Origin of the sequence: Caballeronia sp. LZ065 (assembly GCF_031450975.1) — a bacterium.
Lineage (GTDB): Bacteria > Pseudomonadota > Gammaproteobacteria > Burkholderiales > Burkholderiaceae > Caballeronia.
Window position 1 is genome coordinate 2,301,954 of the sequence record NZ_JARUXV010000001.1, and the last position, 14,007, is coordinate 2,315,960.

Here is a 14,007-nt window from a genome sequence, read left to right on the forward strand (position 1 = left end):
CAATCCGGGCAAAATGCGGGAAAGCCCTGCCCGTCTGGAGCAGGGCAAAGTTCAGCGGCTGGCGGGGAGAAAGCGCGCAACGATGCCCGACGACCAGGTCGCGGCGATCGCCGTGAGGAAATCGAGGAAAGAGGTGGGCGCGGCGGCGTCGGCGGTATCGGAGATGGTGCGCACGACGGCGCACGGCACGTCGTGCTCGAAACAGACTTGCGCGAGCGCCGCGCCTTCCATTTCGACGGCCAGCGCGTCCGGCAATACATCGCGCAAGGCAAGCAGCGCGTCATGGCTGGCGATGAAGCGGTCACCGCTGATGATCAGACCGCGATGCACGCGCGGCACCGCGATGCCGAAGCGGTCCGCGAGCGCGGCACCCTGTTCGGCCGCGAAGGAGGCGGCCGCGGCGGCAAGCGCATTGCTCAACGCGGCATCGGACGCGAAACGCGCGCGCTCGAGCAGCGGCACTTCATAGCGCGGAAACAGCGGCGAAGCGTCGAGATCGTGCTGCAGCAGCGCATCCGCGACGACGATGTCGCCCACTTTGACATCAGCCTGCACGCCGCCCGCGACGCCCGTGAAAACGATGGCATCGACGTCGAAGACATGAATCAGCGCGCTGGCCGTCGCGGCGGCCGCAACTTTGCCGATGCGCGCCAGCGTCGCGACGAGCGGCACGCCATGCGCCTGACCGATGTGATACTCGCGCCGCCCGAGCGTCACCGTGCGGAAATCGCCGGCTGCCTGCATCTGCGCGATCAAATCGCCCAGTTCCTGCGGCAGCGCGGCCATGATGCCGAGCCGTTTCATTCGACGGCCTGCAGCTTCGCGATTGCCAGCGCAAGCCATTTCTCGCCGTGACGCTTGAAGCGCACTTGTGCGCGGGCATCGCCGCCGGCGCCTTCCAGCGCGGTCACGGTGCCTTCGCCGAACTTCGTGTGGAACACGGCCTGACCGACCTTGAAGCCGGTGTCGGCGGCGCGCTGCTCGTTGGCAAACGACGGCAGCGCCGCGCCCGAGGCCTGCTGGCCGCGCGCATACGACGAACCGCCGCGCTCCTGCCCCGGCCGCGCGAACCAGTCGCGGCCCCAGCCGGCGTTGTCGGAGCGTCCGCCCCAGCGCGCGCCCGGCTCAACCTTGGGCGTGAGCCACTTGAGCGTGCCTTCGGGCAGTTCGTCGAAGAAGCGCGAGCGGATGTTGTAACGGGTCTGGCCGTGCAGCATGCGGCTCTGCGCGAACGACAAATACAGCCGTTCCTTGGCGCGCGTGATCGCCACATACATGAGGCGACGTTCCTCTTCCAGTCCGTCCGATTCCTGCGCGCTGTTCTCGTGCGGGAACAACCCTTCTTCCAGCCCGGTGATGAACACCGCCATGAATTCGAGGCCCTTGGCCGCATGCACGGTCATCAGCTGGACCGCGTCCTGGCCGGCCTGCGCCTGATTGTCGCCGGCTTCGAGCGATGCATGCGACAGGAAGCCCGCGAGCGGCGTCATCGTGTCGGGATTCTGCGCGGGGTCGGCGATGCCGGGCGCGTCGAGCACTTCGATTTCGCCGTCTTCGCTCACCGCCGCGATCTCCGGCGCCGCCGTCGCGCCCGGACGCAGCGGAATGGACCGCGCCGGCGTGTCGAGGCCATAGCCTTCCTCGCTCACGAAAGCCGCGGCCGCGTTCACGAGTTCCTGCAAGTTCTCCAGCCGGTCCTGGCCTTCGCGCTCGGTTTCATAGAACGCCGCGAGCCCGCTCGCGCGCACCACGTACTCGACCGTTTCCGGCAGGCTCATCTGCTGCGTCTCCGCGCGCATCTTCGCGACCAGCGTCGCGAACGCGCCGAGGCTCGAACCCGCCTTGCCGGTGACGTAGGGCACGGCGGCGGCCATCGAACAGTTATAGAGACGCGCCGCGTCGGCGACCTGCTCGATGGAACGCGCGCCAATGCCGCGCGTCGGAAAGTTGACGACGCGCGCGAACGCGGTGTCGTCGTTGGGATTGTCGATCAGACGCAGATACGCGAGCGCGTGCTTCACTTCCTGGCGCTCGAAGAAGCGCAGGCCGCCATACACGCGATACGGAATGCCCGCGTTCACCAGCGTGTGCTCGATGGTTCGCGACTGCGCATTGCTCCGATACAGCACCGCGATCTCGCCACGCGCCGCACCCGCATGAATCAGCGCCTTGATTTCCTCGACGATCCAGCCCGCTTCCTGCGAATCCGTCGCTGCCTCGTAGACGCGCACCTGCTCGCCGTGCCCCGCGTCGGTACGCAGGTTCTTGCCGAGCCGGTTGGCGTTGTTGGCGATCAGATAGTTGGCCGCGTCGAGAATATGCCCGTGCGACCGGTAGTTCTGCTCCAGCTTGATCAGATTGCGCACGCGGAACTCGCGCTCGAAGTCGTGCATGTTGCCGACATTCGCGCCGCGAAACGCGTAGATGGACTGGTCGTCGTCGCCGACCGCGAAGATCGCGTTGTGCTCGCCCGCCAGCATCTTGAGCCACGCGTACTGGAGCTTGTTGGTGTCCTGGAACTCGTCGACGAGGATATTGCGAAAGCGCGCCTGGTAGTGCGCCCGCAGCGGCGGATTGTGCGCCAGCAGCTCGAAGCAACGCAGCAGCAGTTCCGGGAAGTCGACCACGCCTTCGCGCTGGCATTGCTGGTCGTAGGCCTGATAAAGCTCGACGAACTTGCGGTTGAAGTCGTCGGTGGCATCGACGTCCTTCGGGCGCAGCCCTTGTTCCTTCGCGTTGTTGATGAAGTACTGGAGATTCTTGGCCGGATATTTCTCGTCGTCGATATTCAGGCCTTTCATCAGCCGCTTGATGGCGGACAGCTGGTCGGCGGTATCGAGGATCTGAAAGGCCTGCGGCAGGCCGGCATCGCGGAAATGCGCGCGCAGCATGCGGTTGCACAGCCCGTGAAACGTGCCGATCCACATGCCGCGCGTGTCGATCGGCAGCAACGCCGAGAGCCGCGCCATCATTTCCTTGGCGGCCTTGTTCGTGAAGGTGACGGCCAGCACCGTGGGCGGCGACGCATAGCCCTGCTGGATCAGCCACGCGATGCGGGTGATGAGGACGCGGGTCTTGCCGCTGCCGGCGCCCGCGAGAATGAGCGCGGACTCGTCGGGCAGCGTCACGGCGGCGTGCTGTTCGGGATTCAGGTTGGCGAGCAGTTCGGGCATGGAAAAAGGCGGCGCGGAGGGATCGAGGCAAGCCGGTCATTATAAGACCGCGCTGCCGGCGACGTTCGGGCGCACGGGCCGCGCGCTCGGCCGAATTCGTCCGATGGCCCGTGCGGAACCTTATAATTGGCGATTCTCCGCATCTTTTCACGCATTTTTCGGCAGATTCCACCATGAGCGACAGCACGCTTGCCAAGAGCTTCGAGCCTCAGCAGATCGAATCCCAATGGGGCCCGGAATGGGAACAACGCGGCTACGCCGCCCCCACGTTCAAGGAGGGCGCGAAGAAGTTCTCCATCCAGTTGCCGCCGCCGAACGTCACCGGCACGCTGCACATGGGGCACGCGTTCAACCAGACCATCATGGATGGCCTGACGCGCTATCACCGCATGCTCGGCGAGAACACGCTGTGGGTGCCCGGCACCGATCACGCGGGCATCGCCACGCAGATCGTGGTCGAGCGCCAGCTCGACGCGCAAGGCATCTCGCGTCACGACCTCGGCCGCGAGGAGTTCCTCAAGCGCGTGTGGGCGTGGAAACAGCAGTCCGGCTCGACCATCACGAACCAGGTGCGCCGCCTGGGCGCGTCGATCGACTGGTCGCGTGAATATTTCACGATGGACGACAAGATGTCGGCCGCCGTGCGCGATGTCTTCGTGACGCTCTACAAGCAGGGCCTCATCTATCGCGGCAAGCGGCTGGTGAACTGGGATCCGGTGCTCGGCACCGCCGTCTCGGACCTGGAAGTGGTCAGCGAGGAAGAGAACGGCAACCTCTGGCACATCTCCTATCCGCTGCCGGACGGCTCGGGCCATCTGACGGTCGCCACCACGCGGCCCGAGACCATGCTCGGCGACACCGCCGTGATGGTGCATCCGGATGACGAGCGCTATCAGCACCTGATCGGCAAGACGGTGGTGCTGCCGCTGTGCGACCGCGAGATTCCGGTGATCGCCGACGAATACGTCGATCGTGAATTCGGCACCGGCGTGGTGAAGGTCACGCCCGCGCACGATTTCAACGACTACGCCGTGGGCCAGCGCCACACGCTGCCGATGATCGAAATCTTCACGCTCGACGCAAAGATCAACGACAACGCGCCCGCGAAGTATCGCGGCATGGACCGCTTCGACGCCCGCAAGGAAGTCGTCAAGGATCTCGAAGCGCTCGGCCTGCTGGAATCCGTCAAGCCGCACAAACTGATGGTGCCGCGCGGCGACCGCACCGGCGTGGCCATCGAGCCGATGCTGACCGACCAGTGGTTCGTCGCGATGAGCAAGGCCGCGCCGGAAGGCACGTTCAATCCGGGCAAGTCGATCACCGAGACGTCGCTCGACGTCGTGCGCAGCGGCCAGATCAAGTTCGTGCCGGAGAACTGGACCACCACGTATTACCAGTGGCTCGAGAACATCCAGGACTGGTGCATCTCGCGGCAGCTCTGGTGGGGCCATCAGATTCCGGCGTGGTACGGCGAAAACGGCGAGATCTTCGTCGCGAAGACGGAAGACGACGCCCGCGCCGAAGCCGACGCGCAAGGCTACACGGGCGCGCTGCGCCGCGACGAGGACGTGCTCGACACGTGGTTCTCGTCGGCGCTGGTGCCGTTCTCGTCGCTCGGCTGGCCGAACGACACGCCGGAACTGCAGGCGTTCCTGCCCTCCTCCGTGCTCGTGACGGGCTTCGACATCATCTTCTTCTGGGTCGCCAGAATGGTGATGATGACCACGCACTTCACCGGCAAGGTGCCTTTCGACACCGTCTATGTGCATGGCCTGGTGCGCGATGCCGAAGGCCAGAAGATGTCAAAGAGCAAGGGCAACACGCTCGACCCGATCGATATCGTCGATGGCATCGATCTCGAAGCGCTTGTCGCGAAGCGCACCACGGGCCTCATGAATCCGAAGGCCGCCGCGCAGATCGAGAAGAAGACGCGCAAGGAATTTCCGGACGGCATCGCGTCGTTCGGCACGGACGCGCTGCGCTTCACGATGGCGTCGATGGCAACGCTCGGCCGCAACGTCAACTTCGACCTCGCGCGTTGCGAGGGCTACCGCAACTTCTGCAACAAACTCTGGAACGCCACGCGCTTCGTGCTGATGAACTGCGAAGGCCACGACTGCGGCTTCGCGAACCCCGGCGCGTGCAAGCCGGGTGATTGCGGCCCGGGCGGCTACACCGATTACTCGCAGGCAGACCGCTGGATCGTCTCGCTGTTGCAGCGTACCGAAGCGGAAGTCGAGAAGGGTTTCGCGGATTATCGATTCGATAACGTCGCCAGCGCCATTTACAAGTTCGTCTGGGACGAGTACTGCGACTGGTACCTGGAACTGGCGAAGGTGCAAATCCAGACCGGCACGCCGGAACAGCAGACGGCCACGCGCCGCACCTTGCTGCGCGTGCTGGAGACGGTGCTGCGCCTCGCGCATCCGATCATCCCGTTCATCACGGAGGCGCTATGGCAGAAGGTGGCGCCGCTGACCGACGCCTTCCCGGCGGACGCGAAGGAAGGCGAAGCGTCGATCATGACCCAGCCCTACCCGCGCGCCGAACAGAAAAAGATTGATGAATCGTCTGAACAGTGGGCGGCCGAACTGAAGAGTGTCATCGACGCGTGTCGTAATCTGCGTGGCGAGATGAATCTGTCGCCTGCCGTGAAGGTGCCGTTGCTCGCACACGGCGACGCAACCCGGCTAGCCACGTTTGCACCGTATGTCGCGGCGCTGGCGCGTCTGTCCGAGGTGAAGATCATCGACGACGAAGCCGCGCTCGACCGCGAGGCGCAGGGCGCGCCGGTCGCGATCATTGGCGGCAGCAAGCTGGTGCTGAAGGTGGAGATCGATGTTGCCGCCGAACGCGAGCGTCTCGGCAAGGAAGTGGACCGTCTGAGCGCCGAAGTCGTCAAATGTAACGCGAAGCTCGGCAATGAAAGCTTTGTTGCAAAAGCGCCGGTGGCTGTCGTGGAACAGGAGCGGAAAAGGCTGGCAGAATACGAAACCACAATTGAGAAGCTTCAGGCCCAATTATTGCGGATGGCTGTTTGATTCGGGGTTTGAATTTATCGAGCCCCTTCGGTTATCTCGACGTTCAAGTGTTTTTAAGAGGATCAGGGTTATCACATGCTAAAAGTTACCAAAGCGGTATTCCCCGTCGCGGGTCTGGGCACGCGGTTCCTTCCCGCGACCAAGGCCAGCCCGAAGGAAATGCTGCCTGTCGTTGACAAGCCGCTGATTCAATACGCGGTCGAGGAAGCGATGGCGGCCGGCATTACCGAGATGATCTTCGTGACGGGCCGCAGCAAGCGTGCCATCGAGGATCACTTCGACAAATCCTACGAGATCGAGGCCGAACTCGAAGCGCGCGGCAAGGCCAAGCTGCTGGAACTCGTGCGCAGCATCAAGCCGAGCCATGTCGATTGCTTCTATGTGCGTCAGGCGGAAGCGCTCGGTCTGGGTCACGCGGTGCTGTGCGCCGAAAAGCTGGTGGGCGACAACCCGTTCGCCGTGATCCTCGCCGACGACTTGCTGTACGGCAAGCCGCCCGTCATGTCGCAGATGATCGAAGTTTTCGACCACTATCACAGCTCGGTGATCGGCGTCGAAGAGATTCCGGCGGAGGACTCGAAGTCGTACGGCATCATCGACGGCAAGGAGTGGGAAGACAACATCTTCAAGCTGTCGGGCATCGTCGAGAAGCCAGAGCCGGCGGTGGCGCCGTCGAATCTGGGCGTGGTCGGCCGCTATGTGCTGAAGCCGCGCGTGTTCGATCACATCCGCGCGCTGAAGCCGGGCGCGGGCGGCGAGCTGCAACTGACGGACGCGATTCAATCGCTGCTGTCGGATGAGCAGGTGCTGGCGTACAAGTACCACGGCACGCGTTTCGATTGCGGCAGCAAGCTCGGGTATCTGAAGGCGACTGTTGAATTCGCGCTGCGCCATCCGGAAGTCAAGGCGGAATTCGAGGAATATCTGCGCAATCGCGCGCCGATTCTCGAAGGCTGAAGCTGCGGTTGAGCAGTTTGCGCGGTTTGTAGATGAAAGGCCCGTCACGATGTGACGGGCCTTTTGCTTTTCTGCTGTCTTGGTTTTCTAGCGCCGGCGCATCAGGAAGACGAAGGTCTTGTCCTGCGCCGTTGCCTCGACAATCTCATTGCCGGTCTGCTTGGCAAACGCGGCGAAATCGCGCTGCGATCCCGGATCGGTGGCCAAAACCTTCAGGATCTGACCGCTCGTCATGTCGGCGAGCGCCTTCTTTGCCCGCAGGATCGGCAACGGACAGTTGAGCCCGCGCGCGTCGACTTCCTTGTGAACTTCCATCGCGATTGAACCTTTGTTTGTGGCTGGTGAGGGTGCGCTCTGTTGGGACGATTTTAACGTAGTGGGCATCCGTCCACCGTGAGCGATGCCGGGCAAAGCGCATCGCCGCCTCTGACCTTACCTCCTTCGCCCACCAGTGGACCTGTGGGCAATGCCTGAGGCCTGCACCTATGTCGCTGAGCTTTTCGCTCAACCTCTCCGTTCAGGTTGAGATTTGTCTCGTTCATGCCGCGCTGAAATCCCGATAGATTGAACCCGGTCATTTGCACATCCCTTCCCTGCTTCCCCGCGTGAGTTGATGACGTTCGACTCGGGTGTCCGCATAAACTCGCCCGTTTGCGTATAAATTTTTATACAATGAACAAAGAGAAAGAACTCCGCTGGCTTGGTTCATCATTTCACGACCTGCTTGACTTCCCCGCGGCCGCGCGACGCGAAGCCAGCTTTCAACTTGGTCGTCTGCAGTTTGGACTCGACCCGGAGGACTGGAAGCCTTTCGACGCCCTCGGTCCTGGCGCACGCGAGATCCGTATCCGAGACCCGAGCGGAGCGTATCGCGTGATGTACGTGGCGGAGTTCGAAGAGGCGGTCTATGTGCTGCACTGCTTCAAGAAGAAATCGCAGGAGACGTCTCAAAAGGATAAAGAGATTGCGACGGTGCGCTACCGCGCGATTGCTAGCCAGAGGAAAACCTCATCATGAAAAAAGTGGACACGAGAGTTCGGCACGTAACAAAGCCTGGCGCCAACCTGTTCGCCGAGCTAGGCTTCCCGCCAGCCGAAGCGCGGCACTACCAAACCGAATCGATGGCCTTGATCGGTCAGACGCTGGAACTGAAAGAGCAGTTGATGAGCGAACTCGCCTCATGGATCGAAGCTCATCATTTGAAACAAGCTGAAGCGGCAGACATCCTGCACGTCACGCGGCCCCGCGTCTCAGACGTAGTGAACAAGAAGGCAAGCAAGTTCACCATCGACACGCTCATCGAAATGCTGGCCAGAGTGGGCAAACCCGTTCGGCTGGTCATCGGTTAGAAACAAACCCAGTCTCAAACCTCCACCCCCCGCCCCTCTTCATACGCCCGCCGCATCGCCACCCCGATGCGCGTCGCCTCGCGCGCGTCATCGAGCGTGAGTCCCGTCTGCGTTCCCTCTCGCAACAACTCCACAAACGCCCGCGCTTCGCGCAGAAACGCGTCCTCGAAACGCTCGAAAAACGTCGGCGTACACACGTTCCGCATGCCGTGCGCATCGGCGATCTCGACCCGGTTCAGCCGCGGATTGCGCCCCACCGACAACGCCCCCGCCGTGCCGATCACCTCAGTCTGCGTATCGTGCCCGTGCGCCATCGTCCGCGACGCATACAGCACCGCCAGCCGCCCGTCCTCGAACTCGATCGTGCCCACGCCGTTGTCGATGTCATTGCACGCCCGCAAGCCCTCATGAATCGCGATCGTGCCGCTCGCATACACGCGCTTCGCCTTCGGATTACCCAGCAGCCAGCGCGCGAGATCGATGTCGTGGACGCTACAATCAAGAAACAGCCCGCCCGATGTCGGCGCAAAACGCACGAAGAAGCCATCGGGATCGTTCATGTCGCAGGTCTGCGAACGCACCATGAACGGCCGTCCGATCGCCCCTCGGGCCACCTGATCGAACGCATCGCGATAGCTCGCATCGAAGCGCCGCACGAAACCGATCATCACCTGCAGATGCGGATGACGCGCATGTTCCTCGATCACCGCGTCGCATTCCGCGAGGTCCAGCGACAGCGGCTTCTCGCAGAACACGTGCTTGCCCGCGCGCAATGCGGCGATGATCTGCGTCGCGTGCAGCGAGGTCGGCGTGACGAGCCACACTGCATCGATGGCCGGATCCGCGAGCAACGCATCGTAGTCCGCATGCAGCGCCAGTTCGGGCCAGCGCTGCCGCGCCCACGCGCGCTCTTCCTCCACCGGACTGCACGCGGCGACGAGTCGCGCCCCCGGCACGTGCCACGCCAGATTCTCCGCATGGCGGCGTCCGAGCCGTCCCAGCCCGACGATCCCGCAACGCACGGCGCTCATGCGCTCTGCTCCCCAAGCCTGACGATGCGCTTCTCACGCCAGGACAGCGTGGCGGCTTCGGCGAGCTCAAGCGCCTTGAGCCCGTCGGCGACGGTCGTGCGCACCGGCTTGCCATGATTGACGGCATCGAAGAAATGGGCGATCTCGGCCGCATACGCCGCGCGATAGCGCTCCAGAAAGAACGCCTCGGGCTTGTCGCTCGATACCGAGACCGCCGTGTACGCCGTGACTTCGGTCGGCCGCACATTGCCCGCCTGCAGCATGCCCAGACTGCCCAGCAATTCGAAGCGCTGATCGTAGCCATACGCCGCGCGCCGCGCCGTGTTGATCTGACACAAGCGGCCACGCTTCGTGCGGATCGTGACGGCGGTCGAATCGATGTCGCCCGCCTCGGCGATGGCCGGATCGGAGAGACAACTGCCGGTGGCATGCAGCGTGTCGGCTTCGTCGTCGAGAATCCAGCGGAAGATATCGAAGTCGTGAATCAGCATGTCCTTGAAGATGCCGCCCGAATGCGCGATGTACTCGACTGGCGGTGCGCCCGGATCGCGGCTCGTCACGATCAGCATCTCGGGCTCGCCGATCTCGCCGGCATCGATGCGCGCTTTCACGGCCGAGAACGTCGGATCGAAGCGCCGCTGGAAACCGATCATGCAGACCACGCCGGCTTGCTGCACGGCATCCGCGCACGCGCGCGCACGCTCGACCGTCAGGTCCACCGGCTTCTCGCAGAACACATGCTTGTGTTGCGCCGCCGAGGCGAGGATCAGGTCGGCATGCGTATCCGTGCTCGAACAGATGACCGTCGCGCCGACCGATGCATCGCCCATCGCGCCATCGATATCGGCGGCCATCGCGCCATGCTCCTTCGCGAGCGCGGCCGCCGCGTCGCGGTTCACATCGACGACGTACTTCAACCGCACGCCCGGCTGCCGCGCGAGATTGGCCGCGTGAATCCTGCCGATGCGCCCTGCTCCGAACACCGCCACGTCAATCGTCATAGCCGCTTGTCTCCTTGGATTCCTCGACGTTCAATTCGAGCCGGTACGCAAGCGCGATGAACAACGCCTGGCACAGGCAGATGGTGCTCGTGAGCGAACGAAACGCGAACGCGCTGCCTTCCTTCACGAACAGGCTCGCGCTCGCGTGACGCGCGAGCGGCGAAAGCTGGCTGTCGGTGATGACGAGTGTCTTCGCGCCGTGATGCTGCGCGGCGCGCACGCAATACTGCGTTTCCTTGCCGTAGGGCGCGAAACTGATTGCGATCACCACGTCACTCTTCTTCACGCTGCGGACCTGCTCGCGGAACATGCCGCCCAGTCCGGAAATGAGATGCACGCGCTTGCGCGTGTGCTGCAACGCATACACGATGTAGCTCGCCACCGCGAACGACCGGCGCACGCCGATCACATAGATGTTTTCCGCCTGCGACAGCATCTCGACGGCGGCTTCGAACTGCGCGTCATCGAGACCGGCTTCGAGCTCGGACAGTCCGGTGCGGCTCGCCGCGATGAACTCGCGCGCCACCGAGACACCGGATGCCTCGCCTGCCTTCTCATCGATCAGCTTGCGGATGCGCTCCTGATAGCTCTGCGGCGATTCCCCGCCCGCATAGGCCTGCCTGAACACGGCCTGCAAATCCGAAAAGCCCGAGAAGCCGAAGCGCTGCGCAAACCGCACCACGGCGGAAGCATGCACGCCGCAGGCGCTCGCGATGTCGCTGGTGCGGTCCATCATCACGCTGCTGCGATGCTGCTCGATATACGTCGCCACGCTCTTCAGCTGACGCGGCAGCGAATCGTAGGCGCCGGTGATCCGTTGCATCAGTTCCTCGACGCCCTGCACTTCGTTGCTGGTCTCTTCCATGTCCACGCTCGTGTTGTGCGCGCCGGATACCGCGCGCCGTGCAACCGATTATAGGAACGACGGAAGTAAATTGGAATGTATTTTCCATTTGAATCGCGGGTGAAATATCTATTGCAGACCCCGGGAAACTGACCTACTCTTGGTCCTGAACGCGGTGCCCGGTCGGTCTGAACCCGGCGTCCCGTTCGCCAAAACATCACACCAGACAACAACCGAGATAGGTGGAGACAATGACCCTTTGCAACGGTCGGGCCGCGCTGCGCGCGCTGGCGGCTGCTGCTGCGTTGTGCAGCGCGGCGTGGATGTCGGCAAGTCCCGCTCAGGCAGCGCCTGACGCGAAGTTCGTGTTGATCAGTCACGCGCCGGACTCGGATTCCTGGTGGAACGTCATCAAGAATGCGATCAAGCAGGCCGATGAGGACTTCAACGTACAGACCGACTACCGCAACCCGCCGAACGGCGATATCGCGGACATGTCACGGCTGATCGAGCAGGCGGCGGCGCGCAACTACGACGGCGTCATCACCACCATCGCGGACTTCGACGTCTTGAAGAGCGCGATCACCAAGGTCACGGCGAAGAAGATTCCGCTCGTGACGATCAACTCCGGCACCGAAGAACAGAGCGCGCAACTGGGCGCGATCATGCATATCGGCCAGCCGGAATATGTGGCGGGCAACGAGGCCGGCAAGAAGGCGAAGGCCGCGGGCGTGAAGTCCTTCCTGTGCGTGAACCACATTGCCACCAATACGGTGTCCTTCGATCGCTGCAAGGGCTTCGCGGATGCATTGGGCATCGACTACAAGGCCTCGACCATCGACTCGGGCCAGGACCCGACCGAGATTCAATCGAAGGTTTCCGCTTATCTGCGCAACCATCCGGACACGCAGGCAATCCTGACGCTCGGACCGACGCCCGCTTCGGCGACGCTCAAGGCCGTCACGCAAATGGGCCTGCAAAACAAGATTTACTTCGTGACCTTCGACTTCTCGGATGACATTGCGAAGGGTATCAAGGACGGCACCATCAAGTTCGCGATCGACCAGCAGCCCTACTTGCAGGGCTACATTCCGGTCGCGGTGCTCGCGGTGGTCCACAAGGAACACACCACCGACCCCGCAAAGATCCGTCAGATTCTCGAAGCCAATCCGAAATTCAAGGCACGCCTCGAAACCTATGGCTTGCAGCCCTCGTATGGCCCGAAGAACATCCGCTCGGGTCCGGGCTTCATCACCAAGGAGAATCTCGACAAGGTCGTGAAGTACGCCGGTCAATATCGTTGACCGTCACCTGACCTGTTTCGGGCAGCCGTCCTGGCCTGCCCGCTTTTATCCGCTCGACCCGTCTCCCCCGCCGCCCTTCGTGGACGCAGGTGGAGACGCGCAACTCGCCACAGGATCGTAGTTCGTTTCAAGGAGCCATCATGGGCGTAGCCGGCAAGCATTACCCTCCCCACGCGAATCCACACCCGGAGACCGCTGACACACCCGACACGGTCAAGCCGTCGGACGAACGCGTGCGTCGCCAGTCATGGTTCGGCCATCTGCTCAACCGGCCGGAATTCGCGGCCATCTCCGGCACCGTGCTCGTGTTCCTCGTGTTCGGCTTCGGCGCGGGTTCCTCGGGCATGTTCAACCTCGACGGCGTGATGAACTGGTCGCAGGTCGCCGCCTATCTCGGGTTGCTCGCCGTCGGCGCGTGTCTGCTGATGATCGCCGGCGAGTTCGACTTGTCCATCGGCTCGATGATCGGCTTCGCCGGCATGATGGTCGCGCTGCCCGCCGTGTATCTGCACTGGCCGCTGTCGCTCGCGATCCTGTTCGCATTCGTCACGTCGATGCTGCTCGGCGCGCTCAACGGCTACCTCGTGATGAAGACGCGCCTGCCGTCCTTCATCGTCACGCTCGCGTTCCTGTTCATCCTGCGCGGCCTCACGCTCGCGCTCTCGATCATGTTCGCGGACCGCACCATCATCTCCGGTGTCGGCGATCTCGCCCAGAGCGATCCCGTCGCCAACACGCTGTTCCATGGCGTCGCGCTGCACGGCGTGTTCACGTGGCTCGCGCACATGGGCGTCGGCAAGCTGCTCGACAGCGGCGAACCGCTCGTGCCCGGCATTCCGAAGGTCATCATCTGGTGGTTCGCGCTCGCGGCGGTCTGCGCGTTCGTCCTCGCCAAGACCCGCTATGGCAACTGGATCCTCGCCGTCGGCGGCGACGCCAATGCCGCGAAGAATGTCGGCGTGCCGGTGCGGCGCGTGAAGATCTCACTGTTCGTGCTCACCGCGTTCTGCTCGTGCCTGTTCGCGGTGCTGCAAGTGTGCGACATCGGTTCAGCGGCGGCGGATCGCGGCCTGCAGAAAGAGTTCGAAGCGATCATCGCGGCCGTGATCGGCGGCACGCTGCTGACGGGCGGTTACGGCTCGGTGGTCGGCGCCTGCTTTGGCGCGCTGATCTTCGGCGTCGTGCAGATCGGCATTACGTACACGAACGTGAGCTCCGACTGGTTCCGCGTGTTCCTCGGCGTGATGCTGCTGCTCGCCGTGCTCTTCAACCACTATGTGCGCCGCCGCGTGTCGCAGGCTCAATGA

At 63.2% G+C, this 14,007-nt stretch carries 12 protein-coding genes; 6 read left to right on the plus strand and 6 right to left on the minus strand.

Annotated elements, in window-relative coordinates:
- Nucleotides 1-51: 51 nt before the first annotated feature.
- The gene (locus tag QCE63_RS10565) at nucleotides 52-804 is read right to left on the minus strand and encodes a 5'-methylthioadenosine/adenosylhomocysteine nucleosidase (protein WP_309832755.1); all 753 of its coding nucleotides are present in this window, start codon (nucleotides 802-804) and stop codon (nucleotides 52-54) included.
- Nucleotides 801-3,173: a UvrD-helicase domain-containing protein gene (locus tag QCE63_RS10570; protein WP_309832756.1), complete on the minus strand. Its 2,373-nt coding sequence runs from the start codon at nucleotides 3,171-3,173 to the stop codon at nucleotides 801-803. The genes QCE63_RS10565 and QCE63_RS10570 overlap by 4 nt, the downstream gene beginning before the upstream one ends.
- A gap of 173 nt (nucleotides 3,174-3,346) precedes the next feature.
- Between QCE63_RS10570 and QCE63_RS10575 the strand changes: the two genes are divergently transcribed.
- Nucleotides 3,347-6,214 carry a valine--tRNA ligase gene (locus QCE63_RS10575; RefSeq protein WP_309832757.1) on the plus strand — a complete coding sequence of 956 codons (2,868 nt, stop codon included), beginning with the start codon at nucleotides 3,347-3,349 and terminating at the stop codon, nucleotides 6,212-6,214.
- A 75-nt stretch (nucleotides 6,215-6,289) separates the two neighbouring features.
- Nucleotides 6,290-7,171, plus strand: coding sequence for a UTP--glucose-1-phosphate uridylyltransferase GalU (gene galU, locus QCE63_RS10580; RefSeq protein ID WP_309832758.1), 882 nt, complete (start codon nucleotides 6,290-6,292; stop codon nucleotides 7,169-7,171).
- An 87-nt stretch (nucleotides 7,172-7,258) separates the two neighbouring features.
- Here galU and QCE63_RS10585 read toward each other — a convergent pair whose 3' ends face one another.
- Complete coding sequence (locus QCE63_RS10585; RefSeq protein ID WP_309808949.1) at nucleotides 7,259-7,486, minus strand: sulfurtransferase TusA family protein; 228 nt, start codon at nucleotides 7,484-7,486, stop codon at nucleotides 7,259-7,261.
- 357 nt (nucleotides 7,487-7,843) lie between these two features.
- Between QCE63_RS10585 and QCE63_RS10590 the strand changes: the two genes are divergently transcribed.
- The gene (locus QCE63_RS10590; RefSeq protein WP_309832760.1) at nucleotides 7,844-8,188 is read left to right on the plus strand and encodes a type II toxin-antitoxin system RelE/ParE family toxin; all 345 of its coding nucleotides are present in this window, start codon (nucleotides 7,844-7,846) and stop codon (nucleotides 8,186-8,188) included.
- The gene (locus QCE63_RS10595; RefSeq protein ID WP_309832761.1) at nucleotides 8,185-8,520 is read left to right on the plus strand and encodes an XRE family transcriptional regulator; all 336 of its coding nucleotides are present in this window, start codon (nucleotides 8,185-8,187) and stop codon (nucleotides 8,518-8,520) included. The genes QCE63_RS10590 and QCE63_RS10595 overlap by 4 nt, the downstream gene beginning before the upstream one ends.
- A gap of 14 nt (nucleotides 8,521-8,534) precedes the next feature.
- Here QCE63_RS10595 and QCE63_RS10600 read toward each other — a convergent pair whose 3' ends face one another.
- The 3 genes from QCE63_RS10600 to QCE63_RS10610 are packed head-to-tail and all read right to left on the minus strand — an operon-like array spanning nucleotide 8,535 to nucleotide 11,417.
- Complete coding sequence (locus tag QCE63_RS10600; protein WP_309832762.1) at nucleotides 8,535-9,551, minus strand: Gfo/Idh/MocA family oxidoreductase; 1,017 nt, start codon at nucleotides 9,549-9,551, stop codon at nucleotides 8,535-8,537.
- Nucleotides 9,548-10,552: an inositol 2-dehydrogenase gene (gene iolG, locus QCE63_RS10605; protein ID WP_309832763.1), complete on the minus strand. Its 1,005-nt coding sequence runs from the start codon at nucleotides 10,550-10,552 to the stop codon at nucleotides 9,548-9,550. The genes QCE63_RS10600 and iolG overlap by 4 nt, the downstream gene beginning before the upstream one ends.
- Nucleotides 10,542-11,417 (minus strand): MurR/RpiR family transcriptional regulator, encoded by an 876-nt coding sequence (locus tag QCE63_RS10610; protein WP_309832764.1) that lies wholly within the window; start codon nucleotides 11,415-11,417, stop codon nucleotides 10,542-10,544. The genes iolG and QCE63_RS10610 overlap by 11 nt, the downstream gene beginning before the upstream one ends.
- A gap of 230 nt (nucleotides 11,418-11,647) precedes the next feature.
- Here QCE63_RS10610 and QCE63_RS10615 point away from each other — a divergent pair, with 230 nt between their 5' ends.
- Nucleotides 11,648-12,700 carry a sugar ABC transporter substrate-binding protein gene (locus tag QCE63_RS10615; protein WP_309832766.1) on the plus strand — a complete coding sequence of 351 codons (1,053 nt, stop codon included), beginning with the start codon at nucleotides 11,648-11,650 and terminating at the stop codon, nucleotides 12,698-12,700.
- Between the two features lie 140 nt (nucleotides 12,701-12,840).
- Complete coding sequence (locus QCE63_RS10620; RefSeq protein ID WP_309832767.1) at nucleotides 12,841-14,007, plus strand: ABC transporter permease; 1,167 nt, start codon at nucleotides 12,841-12,843, stop codon at nucleotides 14,005-14,007.

Bases quoted from the DNA above. Each gene is read 5' to 3' on its own strand.
- QCE63_RS10565 (WP_309832755.1), bottom strand. From the start codon at position 804: ATGAAACGGCTCGGCATCATGGCCGCGCTGCCGCAGGAACTGGGCGAT.
- QCE63_RS10570 (WP_309832756.1), bottom strand. From the start codon at position 3,173: ATGCCCGAACTGCTCGCCAACCTGAATCCCGAACAGCACGCCGCCGTG.
- QCE63_RS10575 (WP_309832757.1), top strand. From the start codon at position 3,347: ATGAGCGACAGCACGCTTGCCAAGAGCTTCGAGCCTCAGCAGATCGAA.
- galU (WP_309832758.1), top strand. From the start codon at position 6,290: ATGCTAAAAGTTACCAAAGCGGTATTCCCCGTCGCGGGTCTGGGCACG.
- QCE63_RS10585 (WP_309808949.1), bottom strand. From the start codon at position 7,486: ATGGAAGTTCACAAGGAAGTCGACGCGCGCGGGCTCAACTGTCCGTTG.
- QCE63_RS10590 (WP_309832760.1), top strand. From the start codon at position 7,844: ATGAACAAAGAGAAAGAACTCCGCTGGCTTGGTTCATCATTTCACGAC.
- QCE63_RS10595 (WP_309832761.1), top strand. From the start codon at position 8,185: ATGAAAAAAGTGGACACGAGAGTTCGGCACGTAACAAAGCCTGGCGCC.
- QCE63_RS10600 (WP_309832762.1), bottom strand. From the start codon at position 9,551: ATGAGCGCCGTGCGTTGCGGGATCGTCGGGCTGGGACGGCTCGGACGC.
- iolG (WP_309832763.1), bottom strand. From the start codon at position 10,552: ATGACGATTGACGTGGCGGTGTTCGGAGCAGGGCGCATCGGCAGGATT.
- QCE63_RS10610 (WP_309832764.1), bottom strand. From the start codon at position 11,417: ATGGAAGAGACCAGCAACGAAGTGCAGGGCGTCGAGGAACTGATGCAA.
- QCE63_RS10615 (WP_309832766.1), top strand. From the start codon at position 11,648: ATGACCCTTTGCAACGGTCGGGCCGCGCTGCGCGCGCTGGCGGCTGCT.
- QCE63_RS10620 (WP_309832767.1), top strand. From the start codon at position 12,841: ATGGGCGTAGCCGGCAAGCATTACCCTCCCCACGCGAATCCACACCCG.